The organism is Desulfoluna butyratoxydans, assembly GCF_900699765.1.
Classification (GTDB): Bacteria; Desulfobacterota; Desulfobacteria; order Desulfobacterales; family Desulfolunaceae; genus Desulfoluna; species Desulfoluna butyratoxydans.
Genome location: NZ_CAADHO010000001.1, coordinates 170,252 through 191,414, shown reverse-complemented (window position 1 = coordinate 191,414; position 21,163 = coordinate 170,252). Strand labels below are relative to the sequence as shown.

16 protein-coding genes are annotated in these 21,163 nt (G+C 59.8%); 12 read left to right on the top strand and 4 right to left on the bottom strand.

The annotated features are described in order from the left end of the window. Positions 1 to 70 precede the first annotated feature (70 nt). Positions 71 to 679 carry an alpha/beta hydrolase gene (locus MSL71_RS00915; RefSeq protein ID WP_180136802.1) on the bottom strand — a complete coding sequence of 203 codons (609 nt, stop codon included), beginning with the start codon at positions 677 to 679 and terminating at the stop codon, positions 71 to 73. 110 nt (positions 680 to 789) lie between these two features. Continuing rightward, positions 790 to 1,935 (bottom strand): ribonuclease D, encoded by a 1,146-nt coding sequence (locus MSL71_RS00910; protein ID WP_180136801.1) that lies wholly within the window; start codon positions 1,933 to 1,935, stop codon positions 790 to 792. 424 nt (positions 1,936 to 2,359) lie between these two features. Between MSL71_RS00910 and thrS the strand changes: the two genes are divergently transcribed. From thrS to MSL71_RS00880, 6 genes are all read left to right on the top strand, one after another. After that, entirely contained in the window at positions 2,360 to 4,273 is a 1,914-nt protein-coding gene (gene thrS, locus MSL71_RS00905) for a threonine--tRNA ligase (RefSeq protein ID WP_180136800.1), read from the top strand. Positions 4,274 to 4,351: 78 nt separating this feature from the next. After that, positions 4,352 to 4,756 carry a VanZ family protein gene (locus MSL71_RS00900; RefSeq protein WP_180136799.1) on the top strand — a complete coding sequence of 135 codons (405 nt, stop codon included), beginning with the start codon at positions 4,352 to 4,354 and terminating at the stop codon, positions 4,754 to 4,756. A gap of 119 nt (positions 4,757 to 4,875) precedes the next feature. After that, entirely contained in the window at positions 4,876 to 5,772 is an 897-nt protein-coding gene (locus tag MSL71_RS00895; RefSeq protein ID WP_180136798.1) for an exopolyphosphatase, read from the top strand. After that, entirely contained in the window at positions 5,762 to 7,048 is a 1,287-nt protein-coding gene (locus MSL71_RS00890) for a (Fe-S)-binding protein (RefSeq protein WP_180136797.1), read from the top strand. Before MSL71_RS00895 ends, MSL71_RS00890 begins: the two co-directional genes overlap by 11 nt. Before the next feature lie 88 nt (positions 7,049 to 7,136). After that, on the top strand, positions 7,137 to 7,892 hold the full coding sequence (locus MSL71_RS00885; protein WP_180136796.1) for a metal-dependent transcriptional regulator: 756 nt from the start codon (positions 7,137 to 7,139) through the stop codon (positions 7,890 to 7,892). A 131-nt stretch (positions 7,893 to 8,023) separates the two neighbouring features. Further along, a complete protein-coding gene (locus tag MSL71_RS00880; RefSeq protein WP_180136795.1) occupies positions 8,024 to 9,259 on the top strand; it encodes a DUF2325 domain-containing protein in 1,236 nt (411 codons plus the stop codon). Positions 9,260 to 9,785: 526 nt separating this feature from the next. Here the strand turns inward: MSL71_RS00880 and trmB are convergent. Continuing rightward, positions 9,786 to 10,451: a tRNA (guanosine(46)-N7)-methyltransferase TrmB gene (gene trmB / locus MSL71_RS00875; protein WP_180136794.1), complete on the bottom strand. Its 666-nt coding sequence runs from the start codon at positions 10,449 to 10,451 to the stop codon at positions 9,786 to 9,788. A 13-nt stretch (positions 10,452 to 10,464) separates the two neighbouring features. After that, entirely contained in the window at positions 10,465 to 11,607 is a 1,143-nt protein-coding gene (locus tag MSL71_RS00870; protein ID WP_180136793.1) for a THUMP domain-containing class I SAM-dependent RNA methyltransferase, read from the bottom strand. Positions 11,608 to 11,957: 350 nt separating this feature from the next. Between MSL71_RS00870 and MSL71_RS00865 the strand changes: the two genes are divergently transcribed. From MSL71_RS00865 to MSL71_RS00840, 6 genes are all read left to right on the top strand, one after another. After that, on the top strand, positions 11,958 to 12,671 hold the full coding sequence (locus MSL71_RS00865) for a YfaP family protein (protein WP_180136792.1): 714 nt from the start codon (positions 11,958 to 11,960) through the stop codon (positions 12,669 to 12,671). A gap of 141 nt (positions 12,672 to 12,812) precedes the next feature. Beyond that, entirely contained in the window at positions 12,813 to 14,606 is a 1,794-nt protein-coding gene (locus MSL71_RS00860; RefSeq protein WP_180136791.1) for an FHA domain-containing protein, read from the top strand. Then, on the top strand, positions 14,603 to 16,099 hold the full coding sequence (locus MSL71_RS00855) for a hypothetical protein (RefSeq protein ID WP_180136790.1): 1,497 nt from the start codon (positions 14,603 to 14,605) through the stop codon (positions 16,097 to 16,099). Before MSL71_RS00860 ends, MSL71_RS00855 begins: the two co-directional genes overlap by 4 nt. A gap of 180 nt (positions 16,100 to 16,279) precedes the next feature. Continuing rightward, entirely contained in the window at positions 16,280 to 17,224 is a 945-nt protein-coding gene (locus MSL71_RS00850) for a double zinc ribbon and FHA domain-containing protein (protein ID WP_180136789.1), read from the top strand. 315 nt (positions 17,225 to 17,539) lie between these two features. Further along, complete coding sequence (locus tag MSL71_RS00845; RefSeq protein WP_180136788.1) at positions 17,540 to 20,188, top strand: serine/threonine protein kinase; 2,649 nt, start codon at positions 17,540 to 17,542, stop codon at positions 20,186 to 20,188. A gap of 175 nt (positions 20,189 to 20,363) precedes the next feature. Continuing rightward, entirely contained in the window at positions 20,364 to 21,155 is a 792-nt protein-coding gene (locus MSL71_RS00840) for a protein phosphatase 2C domain-containing protein (RefSeq protein WP_180136787.1), read from the top strand. The last annotated feature ends 8 nt before the right edge of the window (positions 21,156 to 21,163 follow it).

The following is a 21,163-nucleotide window of genomic DNA, read 5'->3' as shown; positions in this document are numbered from 1 at the left end:
TGTGGTGTATTAAATGTCTTGCGGGGCGCCGGTCCGACGGCCGCCCCGCAAAGGGCAGAAAAGGGGCTTTTTATGCGCCCGAAAGGTGCTCGTCGATGGCGCGGCTCACTTCATTTAAATGGATGGAGAAGAAGTGGTCGGCGCTCTCGATGACGTGGAGCCGGGCGTCGGGGTTCCAGGCAGGGACCATGCCCTTGACGGTTTCAAAGTCGGCAAAGCTGTCCTGGGTGCCGGAGATGACAAGGTTGGGGCCCCGGAGGCACGGTGTCGCCTGGAAATCGAGGAAGGTGACCGGGGGAGCCACCATCACGTCGGTGGTGACGGGGTGGGCCAGGGAAGCGGAGAGGCAGATCCAGGTTCCGAAGGAGTAGCCGGCGCAGGTGACGTCCTCAATGCCCTCGGACTTCAGGCGATAGACAGCGGCCAGAAGGTCGCGGACCGCGCCGTGGCCTTCGTCGAAGTCTCCCTCGCTGTTGCCTGCGCCCCGAAAGTTGAACCGCAGGGTGGCAAACCCGGCTTTCCGGTAGCTTTCGGTGATGGCAAGGACCACGGGGTTGTCCATGTCGCCCCCGTAGAGGGGGTGCGGATGGGTGATGACGACCCCGCGTTTGGTGCCGGGGGTTTCGAGCATGCCTTCAAGGATGGTGCCTTCAGACGTGAAGGTGATGCGATGTTCCATGGGGTTCCTCATGCGGGCGATGTCGGGCATCGCCCTGTGATCGGGTCGTGGGGTGACGTATACTCCGGTGGCCCGTCGGTCGGCAGCCGACGGCGACGGGCTCCGCCTTTTTAAGCTTCCTGGCGCAGGGCGGTGATGATGCCCTGGCCCAGGGTACTGATCTGCCACCGGCGCAGTCCGTCGATGGTGCCAAGTTCATCCACGGTGTCGGGATTGCGCACGGCGATGGCGGTCATCAGCGCTTTGTTGATCAGGATGGGAGGATCCAGGGCCAGCCTGTGGGCCATGTCGTCCCGGTAGCTTTTTATGGCATCCATGCGTTTGGGGATCTCGGGGTTGAAGCTGGGCCGTTTGCCCCTGGGGTACCTGGGCAGCTCCTCTTCGGGCAGGGCGATGCCCTGTTCCACTGCTTTGAGGATCTGGGCACCGTGGGCTGCGGTCTGTCTCGGGGACAGCGCACCGCAGGCCTTGAGTCGTCTCGTGGATGTGGGCTTTTCCTTGGCCAGGGTGTGCAGGGAGGCGTTGCTGAACACCTTGAACGGAGGGCGGTCCTTCTTCTCGGAAAGGACGAGGCGGAGTTTCAGCAGCTCTTCCAGGACGGCCAGGCTGCGCCTGTCGAGTTTGCCCGCGCCCTTTACCTTAGTAAACAGGGGGGCGTCGCCGTTGTCCTGATGGCGGACGCCGGACAGCAGGAGGCACTCTTCTTCCACCCAGGCGGTGCGGCCCTTCTCTTCGAGTTCACGGTCGAGGATGGCGGCGAGGCGGGGCAGGTAGATGACGTCTCCGGCACCGTACTTGATCATGCCCTCGGTGAGGGGGCGCTTGGACCAGTCCTTTTTCTGGTAGGTCTTGTCCAGCTCCACGCCGAATCGCTGTTTCATGACCGAGCCGAGGCCGGTTTCGGGGATGCCGAGGAACCGGGAGGCCAGCTCTGTGTCAAAGAGGTTGTGGATGGTGATGCCGAAATCCCGGTTGAGGGAGCGGACATCGTAGTCGCTTCCGTGGAAGATCTTGCGGATCTCGGGGCGCTCGAAGACTGGAACGATGGGAGCCATGTCCTCGACGCTCAGGGGATCGATGACGGCGATGAAGTCACCGACAGCCATCTGGATGAGGCACACTTTTTCTCGGAAATGGAACATGGAGTCGGCTTCGAGGTCCACGCCGATGCAATCGGCGTTCAGGAACACATCGGCGACCTCCTTGAGGGCATCTGCGGTCTCCACGTAATGGAGGTTGTCTATCATATCGGTCATGGGAAAATCGGGGCTCGTTTCGACGGCCATTCCATGCGCTGGGCATGCGAAAAAAAATCCAGGCACATCAGGCCTCGGTGTGATGCCGAACCGGCTTGGCAAAAAGGTGCGCTGCGCGGCATGGATCCCGGACAATAACCCGAGACGTTTTGGAGGCCATGGTACCTTGAGCACAACCGCCGGCCCACCGACGGTGCGAGTGAGTTTGATTTATGTTTGTGTATCATTTTTTTCCAAGGAAGACCATACACTTTCCGGGAGAGGGAAAGAGCTTTTGTCTTGACCCTCCCGGGGAATTGCCCTAAATTCACAGATTAGTCCTGTTTTCAGTGTGGTGCGTGCACCCTGCTGGATTTAAAGGTATTGGCAAGGCATCGCCTGTTGCGCGGTTCCTTTTATAATTCGAGGCGATACGGATACGGATATGGTTAAGATCACTCTACCGGATGGAAGCAAACGAGAGTTTAATGAGGCCCCCTCAGGGGGCGATATAGCCCTTTCAATCTCCGAAGGCTTTGCGCGCTCCTGCGTGGCCATGGAGATTAACGGGGACCTTTTGGACCTGTCGGAAAAGGTTGCGGACGGCGCTACCGTCCGCCTTATCACCACCAAGGATTCGGAAGCCCTCGAGATCATGCGGCACAGCGCCGCCCACGTCATGGCCCAGGCCATCACGAACCTCTATAAAGATGCCCACCTGACCATCGGACCTGTGGTGGAAGGGGGCTTTTATTACGATATCGACATGGAGCCCATCGGCGAGGAGGCATTCCCCGCCATCGAGCAGGAGATCAACCGCCTCGTGAAGGCCAAGCTCCCCTTTGCCCGCAAGGAGATCTCCAAAGAGGAGGCCCTGGAGCGCTTCAAGGACGAACCCTACAAGCTCGAACTCATCGAAGACCTTGAGGGCACCATCTCCCTGTACGAGCAGGGCGATTTCACGGACCTCTGCCGGGGCCCCCACGTTCCCCATACCGGGATGATCAAGGCCGTCAAGCTCATGCGCGTTTCCGGCGCTTACTGGCGTGCCGACCAGACCAGGGCCCAGCTCCAGCGTGTCTACGGCACGGCGTTCTTCGACAAAAAGGAGCTCAAGGCTCACCTGCACATGATCGAAGAGGCCAAGAAGAGGGACCACCGCAAGCTCGGCACCCAGCTTGATCTTTTCAGCTTCCATGATGAAGCGCCGGGCATGCCCTTTTTCCACGCCCGGGGCATGGCCATGTGGAACGCCCTTTTGGACTACTGGCGCGAAGAACACGCCAAGGACGAGTACGTGGAGACCAAGACCCCCATCATGCTCAACCGCGCCCTCTGGGAGCGCAGCGGGCACTGGGAGAACTACCGAGAAAACATGTACACCTCCAGCGTGGACGGCTTCGATTACGCCATCAAGCCCATGAACTGCCCCGGCGGGATGCTCCTCTTCCGTATGAAGAGCCCCTCCTACAGGGAACTCCCCTACCGCGCCGGTGAGATCGGCCTGGTGCATCGCCACGAGCTCTCCGGGGCCCTTTCCGGGCTCTTCCGCGTGCGGGCCTTCCACCAGGATGACGCCCACATCTTCATGACCCCGGAGCAGATCCACGATGAGATCCTGGGGGTCCTGAAGCTCGACGAGCGGATTTACGGCACCTTCGGCCTTGATTTTCACCTGGAGCTCTCCACCCGTCCGGAAAAGTCCATCGGCTCGGACGAGCAGTGGGAGAAGGCCACCGAGGGCCTGAAGTCTGCCCTGGACGCCTACGGCAAGGGGTATGTCATTAATGAAGGGGACGGCGCCTTTTACGGACCCAAGATCGACATCCACATCAAGGACGCCATCGGGCGAACCTGGCAGTGCGGCACCATCCAGCTGGACATGAGCCTGCCCGAGCGGTTCGATCTCTCCTACATCGGCGCAGACAACGAAAAACACCGCCCCGTGATGATCCATCGCGTGGCTTTCGGTTCCATCGAGCGGTTCTTCGGGATCCTGGTGGAGCACTATGCCGGACGTTTCCCCCTGTGGCTGGCTCCGGTCCAGGTGGTCCTTCTGCCCATGAACGACGACCTTCTGGACTACACCCGCCAGGTGAAAAAAGAGCTGGAAGCCGAAGGGCTCCGCGTGGAAGTGGACGCCCGGGGCGAGAGCCTCAAGCGCAAGGTGCGCGATGCCCAGCTCGAGCAGGTTCCGGTGATTGTCACCATCGGCGAGAAAGAGCGGGAAGGCGGGGTCTTCTCCGTGCGTACCCTGGACGGCAAGGTCACCTACGGGGTTTCCCGTGAGGCCTTCCTCTCCGTGGTGAAAGCGGATATCCGTGCCAGGAAAAACGAAAGCGTTCCTGTATTCGGCTAAGTTTCGGGGCGGCCCGATGGACGTGATGTCACCGGTCATCGGGCCCCCTGCACGGGGATGATGGGAAGGGAGAACACCATGAGGATTTCGGAGTCAAAGGGGGTGCGCAACTGGTTTGCCGTGCTTCTTTTCTGTGCGCTGATATTTCTTCCCTCCCTGGTTCACCTGCCCATGCCCAGGGGGCCCTTCAATGACAAGGTCGCCCACCTCCTTGTGTACGCAGTGGCCGGGTACCTTGTTCTAAGGGGCGTTCGTTCCCTGCCCATGGCGCAGAGCCGTGTGGCTGCTGTGTGCTTCGCCTTTCTGGTGTCCGTGCTTATCGGCATGGCCGATGAGGTGCACCAGCTTTTTGTTCCGCGGCGGTCCATGGACCGCGTGGATTTTTTATGCGATATTGTGGGTGTCGTACTGGGGATTGCCCTCTACCTTATCGTCTGGGTGCGTGACGAACGAAGGGTGCCCGACCGGCCGCCCACGGACTGATACGCGCAGCCCCGCACCCGGCCCGTCTGCCCGGAAACACACGAGTCCCCGGACCCTTGCGGCCGCTATTTCTGAAAACCTGATACGATCTGCCACCACAAATAACAGGAAACAACACCATGCGAATCGTTACACGACCCGATTTTGACGGGGTGGTTTGCGCCGTCGTGCTGGAAGAGGCCCTGGCCCTGACCGAACCGACCCTCTGGGTCGAACCCAACGACATGCAGCAGGGCAAGGTTGAGGTCCGTCACGGCGATGTCATCGCCAACCTGCCCTTTGACCCCCGGTGCAGCCTCTGGTTTGATCACCATGCCACCAACCGCGTGACAGCTCCCTTTGAAGGCTCCTTTGATGTGGTGCCCTCGGCTGCGGGCCTGGTCTGGGACTACTACCGTCGCGGCCTGTCCGCGGACCTTTCCGAGTTGATCCGTGAGACGGATCGCATCGACTCCGCGGACCTGACCCGGGATGAGGTGGAAGCTCCGGAGTCCAACCCCTACGTGCTGCTCTCCATGACCATCTTCGGTCGCAAGCAGCAGGACGCCCCTTACTGGGACCGCCTGGTGGGCCTTCTGCGGTCACGGCCCATCCATGAGGTGATGGCCGACCCTGAGGTTAAGCGCCGCTGTGAAGCGGTGGTGGCCCAGAACAAGGAGTACCGGGAGCATCTGAACTCCTGTACCCACGTGAAAGAGGGGGTCTCCATCACCGATTTCAGGGGGTATGAAGAGGCACCGGAAGGGAACCGGTTTCTCGTTTATGCCATGTTCCCCGACGCCGTTGTCAGCGTGAAAATTCGCTACGTGGACCGGGCCAGGACCCGTGTGGTGCTCAGCGTGGGGCACAGCATCTTCAACATCGGATGCAACGTCCATGCAGGGCATCTTTTGTCGAAGTTCAACGGAGGCGGCCACTTCGGGGCTGCGGCCTGTACCTTTGACGCCTCCCTGGCCGATAAATACATTCCCCGCATCATCGGGACCCTGCAGGAAAATAAGCCCCATGAGCATTGATCTGGTCTCCCTTGCCGATGCCGCTGAGAAAATGGCGTCCCTGTGCAACCGGTGCGGCCTGTGCCAGGCGGTCTGTCCTGTCTACAAACGCACCGGCCTTGAAGGGGATTCGGCACGGGGAAAGCTGGCCCTTATCACGGCCCTTCACGAAAACCTCACCGATGCCCCGGCCGAAACCCTGGCCCGTCTGAACCGATGCACCCTCTGCGGTGGGTGCAAGGCCACCTGCCCCAGGGGCGTGGCCACGGTGGATGCCTTTCTCCTGGCAAGAAAGGCTCTGGCCGAGGCCGCACGGCTGTCCGGCGCCAGGCGCGCCCTGCTTCGGCAGGCCTTTGCCGACCCGAAGCGCACCGCCACCCTTGCCGCCCGGTTTGCGGCGGTGCAGCGGCGCATGGTCACCTCGCCGGAGGATGCACGGGTGGCCCTTGCCGGTCGCTATCCGGTGCCGAAGATCACCCGCCCCTTTTTCAGCGAGGCCTACACTCCGAAAGAGGGCGATGCGCCGGCAGCCAAAGAGGCCGATGCCCCGAAGGCGGAGGTGCTTCTCTTTGCCGGGTGCCTGGTGGACAAGGTCTACCCCTTTGTTGGGGAGGGCCTTGCGGGGCTGCTCACCGATGCCGGGGCCCGGGTTCACGTACCCAAAGAGCAGGGATGCTGCGGGATCCCCTTTCTCACCGAAGGGGATGAAGAGGCCTTTCTCCAGGCGGTGAAGCGTCACCTCGACCTTTTTTCGACCCAGGACTTCACCCATGTGGTGACTCCCTGCGCCACCTGCACCCACGCCATCAAGCATCTCTGGCCCAAGGTGAAGGAGCAACTCTCCGATGCCGAAGCCGCCCTGGTGGACCGCATCGCAGGGGCGGTGTGCGACGGCAGCGATCTGCTGGCACAGCTTGGGGACGGCCCCGGGCTGGAAAAAGAGGCAGGCGGGCTCACCGTCACTGTTCATGACCCCTGTCATGGTCGCCATAGCCTTAAAAATACAGAAAATACCCGGTCGCTCTTGAAAAAGGCAGGCCATACCCTGGTGGAGATGGAGCAGGGGTGTTGCGGGCTGGGGGGAAGCTTCGGCATGAAGAACCGCGACCTCTCCCTTGCCATCGGTGAGGGGTGCCTTGCCCGCATCGAGGCCACCGGGGCCGACGTGGTGGTCACCTCCTGCCCGGGGTGCATGGCCCAGATTGAAGCCCTTCTCCGGGGGGCCGGGTCCCGGATCCGGGTGCTGCACGTGGTGGAAATTCTGGAAAATCCCCTTGACAGCCCTGGAGACTCCTGATTTATATTCGGGTAGACGAAAAAAAATGCCTATTGTAAAAAATACTGTTTACAAACGCATCAACCATACAGATGGGGTTAAATCTCTGATGTCGCAGATTGAAGAACTCAGTGCAAGCCTGGAAGACTACCTTGAGGCGATCTATCACGTTGTCTCGGAAAAGCAGGCCGCCCGTGCCAAAGATATTGCCAAAAAGACCGGGGTGAACAGCTCGTCGGTCACCGGCGCCCTGAGGGCTTTGGCTGAAAAAGGGTATATCAACTACGCCCCCTACGACCTGATCACCCTGACACCCAAAGGTCAGAAACACGCACGGGACGTGGTTCGGCGCCATGAGGCCCTGAAAGATTTTTTCATCCGGGTTCTGTTTATCGAGCCCATGGAAGCCGAAGAAACTGCGTGTAAGATGGAACACACCGTCTCTCGCTCTGTTCTGGACCGCATTATCTCCCTTATGGAGTTCATTGACCTGTGTCCCCGGGCCGGTACCGAGTGGCTCGGCCAGTTTGCCGCCCGCTGTGAGAAAGAGTCTCCCCTTGATGAGTGCAAGGGCTGCCTGGAACAGTGCATCGGCGGACTGCGGGACCTGGGCGGGCTGGATCCCGATTCCGGGGTGACCCAGAGCCTCTCGTCCCTCGGCAGCGGGGAGCGGGGCCTCATCGTCAAGATTGCCGGTAAAGGCAACGTGGCTCGGCAGCTCAAGGAGTCCGGGGCGGACGTGGGGAACATCATTGAAGTGGAAGCCGTTGACGATTCCGGTGAGGTGATCCGGGCCAAGGTGATGGGATATCATCTGGACCTGCGCAAGGAAGACGCCGAAAAGGTCGTCGTAAAAATGTTTTAGCATAAACGATGCCGTGAGAGTCGTTGCTGCCCTCAGATCGAGGGCGGCAACGGATCGGGTCGGGGGTGGGGGACTGCTCCCTTTTTTTTGTATACAAAGTTTGGTTTGCCTAAATTTATTAGGAGGTAAAAATGTTTGAGGGCCTGCTGGAAGGAATTGGAATGGAACCTGCGGCAAAGGAGACCGAGGACTCTGTGCTTTTTCAATCCTTTTGGGATATACCGACGTCCTTGAAATGCCCGGTGGTTGGGCTGGGAATCAGCGACGAGGAGGGGCGGCGCATTCTGAAAAAATGCGGGCGCCGGATCAAGGCCCTGGCACCCTGGGAGGTGCACCGGGATATCATGGAGGAGGTGGGCTCGGGCACGGCCGTGGCCCGGCGCGTGGATGCGGTATTGAAGCGCAAGTTCGCCGACGCCCTGGACAAGGTAAAAGCCCTTCCCGAAAAAGAGCTTCTGCCCCTTCTCAAGGCAGCCATCGCCAACGGGGAGGCCGCCGAGGCCCTGTATTGCGTGGCCATGCGAAAGAACCTTGCCGTGGATGTGCTGGTGTCCGTGGTGGGGGAGGCCCACATGATGGGGCACACCACCGCAACGGATCTTCTGGAGGCGCGGAAAAAAGAGGTGAAAAGCGCGGGAAAAGTCAAGGAACTCACGGAGAGCCTGGACACCGAGAGGCGCGAACGGCGCCGCCTGGGTCGCGAACTGCAGGCGATGGCCGATGAAGTGCGGGAGCTTCGCCAGGCCCTTTCAAAACAGGCCGAAGCGTCCGTGGTGGCCCCTGAGGTCCGGTCGGAACCCAAAGCAGCGTCAGTGGATTCCGATGCCCTGAGGCAGGAGAGGGACAAGCGCAAAGAACGGGAACGGGAACGTGACGCCCTGGTCCGTGAAAGCCGAAAGATCGAACGGGAAAAGCGCAAACTCAAGATCAGGATCCTGGAGCTTGAAAGCGAAAACAAGGCCCTGGGCGATGAAGTGATGAGCCTGGCCATCGGAAGGCCGGCTCCGTCCTTTGGCTCGTTGCCCTGTGAGGGAAGGGGGTGCAGCACCTGCCCGGAGATGGAGACCTGCAGTCGACGTATTTTGATGGTGGGGGGCCTTTCCCGCATGGAACCCCACTACAGGCGCGTGGCCGAAGCCAAGGGCCTGGGATTTGAGTACCACGACGGCACCATGAGCGGGGGGAGAAAATGCCTTGAAAAGCAGGTGAGCCGATGCGATATGGTGGTCTGCCCCGTGACCTGCAACAGCCACAACGCCTGTCGAAGCGTAAAGAAACTCTGCTCCAAGCACAACAAGGAGATCCGGTTTCTCCCCACCTCCAGCATTTCTGCCCTCACCGGCGTGCTTCTCGATATGCCTGCGTAGGGAAACCAAAAAGTGTGCCTCCGGCGGGCAGGGGCTACAGCCCCTGCACCCCAGGTTTGCAAATGCTCCGCACCTTCGTTTCTCAGGTACTTCACATTTGCTGACGGGCTACGCCCGTGGTCAACGCCGTGGATTATTCAAGTTTCTCCATGTTCTTCATGGTTAAAAAACATGAAGACCGTGTAGGGTGCGCTTGCGCACCGCCGAACCCCCCCCCTGTGTAAGGAGCCAATGTGGCGGTGTGGCACCTAAAGCTGTCGGATGCATTCATGAAACCTTTCCAGGGTGGAACGCATCGTTAATGGGAGGGTGTTTTGTCGGGATAAGAGGGGGGACGACATGGGTCGCTTGAGCACTACGGAATCTGGTTTTCCCTAACAATGCAACGCGAGATTCTGAGAATAATCGGTAACGGTGAAAGATTTTACACGTTTTGCATCCCATAACAGGCGCTCCGCAGGAGCGCCTGTTATGGGATGCCACCTGGGGTGCAGGGGATCATCCCCTGCCCGCCGGAGGCATTTTTTTAATTCAGGCAGAATCGGATGTACTTGATGAGGCGACCTTCCTTGATGTAGCGCTTTTCGTAGGTGGTCTGGACGGCGGTGGCATCGCCCAGGTCCTCGTTTACGCTGTAGAGGTCGTTGGTGTGGAAGAGGATGTCGGCCCCGTTTTCCTTAAGGCTCTCCAGGGAGAACTCGTAAAGGGTCGGGTCGTCGGTTTTCAGGTGGAGCAGGGCTCCGGGCTCCACGATGTGTCTGTATACGTCCAGAAACGATCCGGCCGTCAGTCGCTTTCTGCCGTTGACGGTGCGGTTGTACGGATCGGGAAAGGTGATCCAGGCTTCGGAGAGCTTCTGGTCCCCCAGGAAGGGGATGAGGTACTCCACCCGGATTCTCACGAACATCACGTTGGTGAGTCCTTCCTCTTGGGCTTTCAGGGCTCCGATGTAAAGGCGGTCCGCCTTCAGATCGACCCCCACATAGTTTTTGTGGGGGTTGCGCCGGGCCAGGTCGATGCAGTACTCGCCCCTTCCGCAGCCGATCTCCACCACGGTCTCCTGCGCCTTTGCAAAGGCGTGATCGTCCCAGCTTCGATTGACAATGCGGTTTTCCGCGTCCACGATTTCCGTGTAGATGACGTTGGGAAAATTGTGGATCTCCTCGTAACGCATCAGTTTTTTCTTGGCCATACCTTCCGATCCATCAATACAGGTTGTATTTGCAGAGCCTTCCGTCCAGGCCGCCGTTCATGAGCGGACGCTTCCACTCGGCTTTGAGGCCCAGGCTCCCGATGAGCTCGCGGTTTCCGAAGTAGATGAAGGCGGTGGACCCCTTGCATTCGTTTTTCAGAAAATCACCGAACTCTTTGTAAAACTGTTTCATGTCCTCTTCCCTGCCGAGCCGGATGCCGTAAGGCGGGTTGCAGACGATGAGGCTCTCTTCCTGAATTTCAAGCTTCCGGAAGTCCTTGGCGATGATGGGCACCTGGTCGCCGCCGGGGAGGTTGGACATGTTCTCCCAGGCCGAGGCCACCGTGTTTTTGCAGATATCGCTGCCCATGATCAGGCCCTCTTCCGGGGGCTGGATGCGCCGGGTGGCCTTCTGGCGCTCGGCTTCCCACAGCTTCTTGTTGAAGTTGGGCAACCGGGAGAGGCCGAAGTGCTTTCGCAGGTAGCCTGCCGGGATGCCGCATGCGAACATGTGGGCTTCGGACAAGATGGTGCCGGAGCCGCACATGGGGTCCACCAGCGGGGTCTCCAGGTCCCATTCGGTCATGGAGAGGATGGCGGCCGCCAGGGTCTCCTGCATGGGCGCTTCCACACCCTGGGTGCGGTATCCGCGTCGGTGCAGGGAGCCGCCGGAGGTGTCCACGCTGATGCTGGCCCGGCCCTTGCGGATGTGGAGGTGAAAGATGACATCCGGTGCTTTTTTGTCCACATCCGGGCGAACCCCGGTGCGTGCGCGGAAGTAGTCGCAGATGGCGTCTTTGAGTTTGAGTGCCGCAAAATGGGAGTTATTGAACGCCTCGGTTTCCGAAACGTTGGCCACAATGGCAAAAGACCCGGTGGGGCGGAGGAAATCGCGCCACTCCATGGTCCGTGTCGCCCGGTAGAGTTTATCGGCATCCGGGCACCGGAACGAAATCAGGGGGGCCAGGATGCGGGTGGCGAGACGTGACCGGAGATTGATGCGATAGAGCCCTGCCTTGTCGGTCGTGAAGGTCAGAATTCCGAATTCGGTTTTGATCACCTCGGCGCCAAGCCATGAAAGCTCACGCGTCAGCTCCTCTTCAATACCGGGAAGTACCTGTGCATAATAGAGATTCTGTTTTTGATACGTATACATGGGAAGGCAATATACACCTATTTTGTGGGTTCCTCAATACCAATATAAGCCCTGGGGACAGGCGAATGAATACAGGCTGAGCAGCCGGGTCAAACTGGTTGAAAAAGGTGGGAAAGCAGCCACGGCCCAAGGGGCGGCCTGAGAAAAAAAAGCCGGGTGTTCCCTGGCAGGGGGCGACCCGGGCGAGATGTGACAGGAATCACTGTAAATGGGACCCATTGTGGTGTATGGGGAATGGGTGGGTTGGTTTTGGTTTTCGGATGCGCCGTGGGCGCACGCTGATACTCTAAAATGAAGGGGGGACAATGAGTCGGACAATGGGCTGGATGGTATTTCTGTGTTCATTATGTATGACTGCGGCGATTTCCTTTGCCGCTGAATGCTCCTGCTGGGATGACCGTGAACGCCATGAGGTGGAGGGTTTCTCCGAAATCGAAGGGGCCGTGGTCCTCTCCTTCAAAGACGCCGTAAGCTGCCTTCCCCTTTCAGGGGCCGAGGTGGTGCTCTCCTTTCCCGACGGGGAGCGAACCCTCCGCACCGGGCCCAAGGGCTACATCGTCATGCCGGAAGAGGTGGTGGAGGCCATGGACGAACGGACCATCGGCGTTTCCCTCACCAGGGAGGGCTACATCCCTTTTCAGGCCTCCCTTCCCGTGGAAGCCGGCACCCTTCGCCACCGGCGGTTTCTGGTCTCCAGAAAGATTCCCCTTTCGAGCGTCCGTTTTGTTCTCCAGTGGGATGAAACACCCAAAGACCTCGACCTTCACCTTCTCAAAGACACCAGCCTCCATATCTCCTACAGGCACATGCGCTCCGTCCCGGACCTTGCCCGCCTCGACCGGGACGACATGGATGGCCTCGGCCCCGAGACCCTCACCCTGGACCGCATCGACAAAGGCGCCTCCTACCGTCTTTTTGTCCACAATTATTCCGGTGAAGCCTCGCTGGGCGGGGCCCGTGTGAGCGTTTACGCCAACGGCAAGCTGGATCGGGTGGTGACCCTGCCCGAGAATTCAGGGGCCAGGGCCGACGTTCTGATGATCAAAAACGGCGAGATACGTTAATCCCCGGTGTTGACGCGGCAATGAAAATTCGCTTTATTTATGTTCCTTAAGTTAAAAAAAATGTCTGGTTAGCGTGCCAGGTTTATGAAGAACTCATGCTTGGGGTGTGATCCTTAATTTTACGATGATGTGGAGTGGGGCATGAAAATCGTTCGATGGGCAGTCGCTCTTTTGTTTCTTTCCGCCATGGCAGCCGTGTCTGTGCAGCCGGTGCGGTACCATTTTCTGACGAGCAAAGAGGTGGCCCCGATTCCGGATCACACCTCCTATCGTAAATCCATGGAGGAACTTCTCCCGGAGAGGGTCCGGGCCATGGCCGAGGGCAGGGAGTGCCGGGATTTTCTCATTCCGCCTGTCGCCGTGACAGGGGATTCCCAGGGGCTGCCCCATCTTCTCATGGATGTACGCATGGCCTTGGGGAGCCACGCCGGGTGGCAGCTCTGCGTGGATGACGGCGTAAAAGAGGCCATGATCAAGCGCTGGGACGAACGCTTCAAACTCTGGGGTGCCATGGGGACCGGCCGGGAGATGATCGCCCACGTACGGAGCCAGAAAGACGCGGCCATGAAAATCCGGTATTCGGCCCTCTGCTCGGTCCAGGTGCTCACAGGAGGCGGCAACGACCGGCGGGTGGTGGTGACGGTCAACGATGAAAAGCTCCAGAGCAAGCTTTTTGATGTGTCGGTCTCCTTTATGGCGCCGGACACCTTGAATGCCCTGACGTCTCAAAGGGACGCGGCCCTTGCCGGTCTGGCAGAGGAAAAGGCGCGGGCCGCACGGCAGCTTACCTTCCTGGGGGGCCTGGGGGTGGCGTTCCTGATCTACCTTCTGGGCTGGGGGCTGTATGCCCGCGGGGCAAAAAAGAAAAAGGCGGCCTATCACGCATACCTCATCGACGAGATTGAAAAACGGGAAGAGCTGATCCGAAACGGTCATTACGTGGCTGCCCTGGACCTTGCCGACGAGTACCTGTCCGTGTTCTCCAAAGACACGGACGTCAAGGCCTTCAGGGAGAGGCTGGTGGACTTTACGGGCGGGGATCCCAAAAAAGCGCAGCTCGCCTGGGTGGAGGCCAAAAAGCTGGCCCAGCGCCTGGCCTCTGACGCGCCCTTGGAGAACGGCAGGTACCTTCTGCCCGATGAAAAGCGCGACATCGCAGGCCTGCTTCCCTACCATGCGGACCTGAAAAACTCCTTTGACCGGCTCCTGGCCATGGACGAGGCCGCTGAACAGGAGCGGGCGGCAGCTGCCGAGGGCCGTTTTGTCGAGGTTCGGGAAGCTTTCCGGCAAGGGGACCTGGACAGAGGGCGCTCTCTTTTGGAACATTTTCTGGCGGTCTACCCCGAGTATCCCGAAGCCGTCTCCATGAAAGGGGCGCTGGCGTCACCTCGCGGGCGGCATTTTACCTTAAAAACCGGTCAGGGGGCCGAGGTAACGGTGGTGGCCGGGGACCGGTTGACCCTGGGGCGCGGGGACGAAGTGGCTGTTCCTGACGTGGTGCTTTCCGACCGCAGGGTCAGCAGGCAGCACCTTTCCCTGGCCCTGGACACGGGGACGCTTACGGCCTCGGACCTGGGCAGCGCCGGGGGCACCTACCTCAACGGCGATGCCATTGAAGGCGGGGCCACCCTGAGCGAGGGAGACCTGCTGACACTCTCCCGGGTGATCAATTTTGATGTGTCGTGCGTTCAGGCAAACGGGGAGGGTGTCACCGGTGCCCTGCTCCAGGGAGATGATTCTTTCCTCTGCGTGGTGCGGAGCAAGCTGGCCCTTTCGTTTTCAGATAGCGGCGCAGGGTGCAAGGAAGGCCGCGTGACGGTCTGGCGATCAGGGGAGACTGTGTGGGTGGCCACCCCGACCTCCCTTGTGTTCCCCGCAGAACAAAGCGTGTACCGGGTGGAGGACACCCTGGAGATTAAGGAGGTGACGGCATGAAGACCGGATTCAGGATGACGGCAATGGTGATGATGGCGCTTCTTCTGGCGGGTTGCCTCGGGGCAAAGCCGGCACCGGAGAAGGGGGCGGTGGATAACGTTCCCCCAGCCGAAGCCGCGGCGGAACGCATCCGGCTCAAGGCCATGCGGGCCGAAGCCAGGGCCTTCATCGCGGAAAAGAGAAAGGACCCGTCCCTTTATATCGGTGAGGGCACGGCCAACATCGGGGCGGACCTGGGCAAGGGAAAGCTTGAAGCGAAAGACCGCGCCAGAGAGGAGCTGGCTAGGCAGATCCGCGTGAAGGTGGAGTCTGATTTTCAGCTCATCACCGAAAAACGCGGGGTTGGGGCCTCGGCTGCGGTGCAGCAGGAGATCACCCAGCGCCTGGAGACCTATACCAGCCAGGTCCTCACCAATGTCCGGGAGAGCGACTTTTTCATCGATTACCCCAAAACCGGCACCGTCACCGTGCTGGTGTTTATCCCCAAGGAAGCCTACGAGGTGCAGGTTAAAGAGGACCTGAACCAGAAAAAAGAGATGGTGGTGGAGGCGGTGAGGCAGGCGGAAAAGGCCCTGAAAAACGGGGAGCACGTGCGGGCCCTCAAGCAGTTCCTGGAAGCCGGATCCATGCAGAAGGCTTTTTTCGGGCGGGTGCCGGTCTATGCCGAGATCGACGGGGACGGGCTGCGAGACGAGCTGTCCAACCACGTGGCCTTCCGGGTGGCAGGCATCACCGGCCGTATCCAGCTGAGTCTGCTTAACGACACCTTTCTCTATGACCCCGAAGGCCGCCTGGAAAAACAGCCCCGGATCATGGCGCGGTATTTAGGGGCCACAGGCTCCGGGCAGCCCGTGACCAACCTGCCCCTGGCCGTCTCCTTTGCCGAGGGGCAAGGGCAGGTGACCCCCGGCGTCACCGGGGTCTACGGCCAGGCCGAACTGGCCGTGGGCAGTGTGGATCCCAGCCTGAAAACCGCAGTCCTCAAAGTGACCCCCGACTTTTCCGCCCTGGGCGATTTTTCAGCCTACGACCTGTCCCCCATGCGCCCCCTGAAGGTGGACCTCACCCGGAAACGGGCCGTGGCCCTTTTGGTGCGTTGCAAACACGCGGACAAAGGGCTGAACGTGAGCGGCCTCACCGATGCCGTGACGTCCCTGCTCCTGAACCGCAAACTCACCGTTGTTCCCGTGGACCAGGGCCTGACGCCCGCTTCCGTTAACGGGGACGCCCTCAACGCCGATTACCTCCTGACCGTGGAGGTGGACCCCAGCGGCGGGGGCACCGTGGGAAGCTACGCCAACATGCACGCTGCAAGGTGCGGTGCAGGCCTTTCGCTTTACACCCTTCCCGCCAAGAGCCTCACCCGGAAAGAGACGCTCCCTTCACAGGAGGGGTTTGGCGTGACAGCCGAAAGCGCCGTGTGGGATGCCTTCGGCAAAAGCCGTGAGCCCATTGTCAAGGCTGCGGGAACGATGATGAAAGGGATTCAATAGCAGGTGGAAAACCCAGGCCTCCGGCGGCCAGGGCCCCAGGTTGCGGATGCTTTCCCCTTTGTTTCTCGGGGATGAACATCCGCGAAGAGGTTTATAAAACCACCCCCCATCTGATTGTCAAATTTTTCAAAAGTTTTGCCCCCGGCAGGACCGCCGGGGGGCTTTTCCATGAGGGATATCATGAGTCAATTTTGTGAGACCTGCGGTGAAAAGGTCGAGGCGCTTCACCTCTATTGCACGGCCTGCGGGGCCCAGGCACCTGTGAAGACCATCGTGGGAAGCTTTGCCGAGCCAGCCTGCGAGAACCCGGTGTATTGCTGCGGCTGCGGCAAGCCAGGGGCAAAAGAGTCGGCGTTTTGCGGCTGGTGCGGGGGCGATCTTTACAAAAAAGAGGCGGGTTCTTTGTTTTTTTGTCCCTGGTGCGGGCAGCAGGCCGGAACCAATGCGAAGATCTGCTCGTCCTGCGGTGGCTCCATGGACGAGTGGTTTGCCATGAAGGGGGCCGTGGCACGGGAGCTGGGCTACAGTGGCGGGTTGGTGCTCACGGAAAAGATGACAGGGCTCACCTACCGTTTCAGGCCGGGAAAAGGCGTCACCATCGGACGGGCGCCGGACAACGATATTCCCATCACCTGTGCCTGGGTCTCGTCCCGTCACGTGCGCATCGATGGACCAAAGGGCTCCCTTGCGGACCTTTCCAGCTCCAACGGCACCTACATCAACCGCAGCCCGGAGCGCATCGGGACGGTGCCTCTCTATGACGTCCGGGAGTTCAACATCGCGGGGAGTTTTACCTTTACCCTGGAAAAAGGCCCGGGCCTTTTTGCCTTTCGCCTCACAGCCATCCTGGACGAGGAGGAGTGCCTAAAAAACGGCGACCCGGCTTGCTTTGAGTCCCTTCGGAATCAGTACACCATCCTCTTTGAGGGGGACCAGGTCCTTTATATCCGAAAACTCGACGGACTCCTGACCCTTGCCCCGGACCCTGCCTACGATCATTACAAGGTCGAGGTGGCCGACGGCTGCTACCATTACACCGACGAAAAGCGGGGGATAAACGGGGTGCTGCTCAAAAAAAATCGGGGGAACTGGCCGGTGAACTGGGTGATCACAGCGGGTGGATAGGGCATCGTGCCGGGGCTAAACAGTTTACCTTCTATGGCTCGTTGGTACCAAAAGCTGCCTCCGGCGGGTCGCTTTTTTGAAAAAAAGCTCCGCAAAAAATTTTCCGGTTGCTCACTCTCTTCGTTTTCTGCCCCGCAGGGGCAGAAAACGAAGAGAGTGAGCAGAAAAATTAGAACAGTCAAAATAGCTGGAATTCATGCCAAAGCTATCAAGACCTGTTTGTCAAACTTTTCAAAAGTTTGGCCCCCGGCAGGGCCGCCGGAGGCTCTTTTGTACTAGTGATGCGTCAACTTTATATGGGATACTGGAGGGGTGATGGCGTTTTGTGCTTCGTGTGGCAAGGAGTTGGATGCTGGGGGAAAGTTTTGCATCCATTGTGGCACGCCGGTGGGCTCCACGGCGGCAGGGGGAGACGGCAGCGGAACCGGAGCGGTGGATCCGTACAAGACGGTGGTGAAAGGGGCCCCTGCCTACGGCGTGGTGAACCTGGAGCAGCTGCCCGAAGGGCACGTCATCGATGATCGCTATGAAGTCAGGGCAAAGCTCGGCCAGGGGGGCTTTGGGGCGGTGTACCGGGTCCATGACCGGAAGATGGAGTGCGACAAGGCCCTGAAGGTGCTGCCCGAGGCCGTGGCTTCGGACATTGAGGCCATGGAGAGCATCCGCAAGGAAGCCGTGACCATGGCCAAGCTCAACCACCCCAACATTGTGCGCATTTTTGAGTTCCAGGACCGGGGGGCCGTTACCTACATCGACATGGAGTTCGTGGACGGCAAGAGCCTCACCGAGGTGAAGATGGATGCCCCGGACAAAACGCTCCCGGAAGCCGAGGTGGCAAAGGTTGCCGAGGGCATTGCCCGGGGCCTTTCCTACGCCCACGAAAAGGGGGTGATCCACAAGGACATCAAACCCCAGAATATCCTCATCACCACGGATGGCACCCCCAAGGTTACGGATTTCGGTATCTCCGAAACCGTCAAGAGCTCCATGAGCCGCATCGCCAACTCCAGCTCGTCCGGGACCCTTCTCTACATGGCACCGGAACAGGTGAGGGGGCGGGACGTGGGGCGCGAGTCCGATATCTACAGCTTCGGGGCCCTGCTCTACGAACTTCTCTCCGGCCATCCGCCCTTTCATAAAGGCGCCATCGAGCATCAGATCCTCAACGAAGCCGTGCCACCCCTGAAAGGGGGCAGTACGTCCATGAATGCCCTTGTCCTGCGGTGCCTGGAAAAGGAGTACTCGGCTCGATACCGGAGCTTTGAAGAGGTGCTGGCAGCCCTTGAGGGCAAGACGGTCTCTCCTGCATCCGCATCGAAGCTCCCACGTGACGCAGGGTCACAGGAACCCAAAGGCAAGAAAACCCTGGGCCTCGTGGCAGCCGCTTTGATTGTGATGGTCCTTGCCGTCGGTGGCATTGCCCTCATGGGCGATGGGGGGGATCCGTCGGATCCCGTTGCGGAGAAAAAAAGCTCCCAGGGGGCGGTGGACATGGCAACCCTCTCCTTTCCTGAGCAGCAAGACGTGAAGATTGCCGCCTGCCGTGAGGAGATTTCCAGTCTTTCAACCGCCGTGAGCGACATGAAAGCCCGCATGGATTCCGGCCAACCCCTTGAAGGAGACAGCACCAAGGCCATGCTGGGCCTGATCAAGGAGAAACGGGCCAAGGCAGAAGCCATGACCGCCCTCATTGAGGAAAAAGAGGTCTGGGCCAGAAAGCGCCTGGAAGAGGACATCGCCACCTACAAGGGGCTGGTGGCCACCGAAGAGGGGAGAAGCCTTCAGGCCGCGGCCTGGAACGAGCTCATCGGCAAGTACCCGGAGAGGGCCGAAGGCATCGTGGCCTACGACACCGACGCCCTGCTGGACGGGTGCCGCCTCTTTGTGGAGACCGAGCCCCAGGGTGCAGAGGTAAAGATTACCAACATCCGTCCCGCCTTTTTTTCGGGCATCCGGCTGACGCCGGGCACCTACGACATCAGCGCGACACATGAGGGGTATATCCCCGAGGCCTCATCGGTGATGATCACCGAAGGCGGCGGCGAGATGCGGGTGAGCCTGCGCCTGGAGCCTTACGCAAGCCTCACCGTGACGACCCGACCCGAAGGCGCCCGGGTCATCCTGAAGGGGATCAAAGAAACCTACAGCCCAGGGGTGCGGCTGAAAGCCGGTGCCTACAAGGTGCTGGTGACCGCCGAGAACCACATGCCCGTGGAGCGCAAGGTGACCCTTAAAGCGGGTGAATCCGAAAACCTCTCCATTGACCTGGTTGCCATGCCACGTCTTTACGTGTCTACCACGCCCAAGGATGCCACCATTCGGATCAAGGGGACCAACGCGTCCTATTCGCCGGGCATGCGCCTTGCCCCGGGGCGCTACACGGTGGTGGCCAGTGCCGAAACCTATCGGGTCGCCTCACGATCCGTTACCCTGGATGGCAAGGGCGACACCAGGCTTGACCTCATCCTGGAGAAAAACACGGACGATTGCCTCTTTCCCATGAACGGCATCACCCTGGGCGTCAGCACGGTAAGGGACTTACGGGCCGCGGGTGTGCAGTGCAAAAGCATCGACGACGATACGGGCAAGCCCTACCTATACTACACCGTGGACGGCATCGACTTCTGGTACGACAAAGACTCCGGCATGGTGGATTACCTGCCCTTCAGCAAAGGCGACATGCTCCACGAGAGTCTTGTGGCCATGGGGTTTGACCACGACAAATCCTACAACGACTGGTTAAAGGTTCTCAAAGACAACGGGTTTGAGGTCACCGTTGCCAAAAAGCCCACCACGGACAGCTACAAAGGGCGAAAGTGGCTCAGGGCCGAACTCAAAGGCACCAAGACCACCCCGTGCGGCATCAGCATCAAAATCAAGCTCGACTTCAGCTGGGGAAAAGGCCGGTACGTCACAGACCAAAAAACCCTGAACGGAATCTATATCTGGGGGAAAAAGGTGTGAGACGGTAAGTAGGTAATAGGTAATAGGAGATAGGAGATAGGGCGTGGGGTGTTGGTGAAGACAGGGGCTGTTACTGTTCAGCACCCGTTTGCCTCGGGCGGCTCTTCCGGGGACTGAATAGTTTGGATTTCCTATGGTTTTTTTGCCGTGGGCAGACCAGAGAGATGGACGCGTTATGTTTTCTTTTTTGAAGGGAGAGGATTCTCTCCATGCAGCGAAAAGCGACATCGGGAAAAAGTACACCCACAACGAGGATTCGTTTTTTATCCCCGAGGCAGATGCCACCTGGGCGATTACGGATGAAAAAATTGACGCGGGGGGCAGGCTCTACCTGCTGTGTGACGGCATGGGGGGCGGCCAGGCAGGAGAGGTGGCCAGCAGCCTGGCTTCAGGGTGGCTGGCCCGGGATTTTTATGGGGATCCCAAGGAAGAGATCCCGCCGGTTCGGCGCCTGGCTGAGCTGGCCTGCGAGACCAACGCACGGCTTTACGCCCTGGCTGAGGCCCATGACGCCTACAAGGGCATGGGCACCACCCTTGTGGCCGCCCACGTGCGGGACGGTCTCCTGAGCCTGGTTTCCATGGGCGACAGCCGGGCCTATCTTTTCCGAAACGGTTGCCTTCGCCAGCTCACCGAAGATCACTCCGAGATCTGGCCTCTCTACACAAGCGGGGCCCTCACCAAGGAAGAGCTTCGAACCCACCCCCGGAGCCATGTCCTCACAAAAGCCCTGGTGGTCAGGCAAGATCTCACCGAGGACGATCTTTTCATGGCTACCGAATCCCTTGAAGAGGGCGATTTTCTCCTTCTGTGCAGCGACGGCTTAACGGACATGGTGCCCGAAGAGGAGATCCGGGGGGTGATGATGAAAAAGAAAAAGATGGCGTGGAAAGCCCAGGCGCTTGTAGATGCCGCCAACCGGCATGGGGGGCGGGACAACATCACGGTGGTTTTGGTGAGGGCGTAGCCGTACCG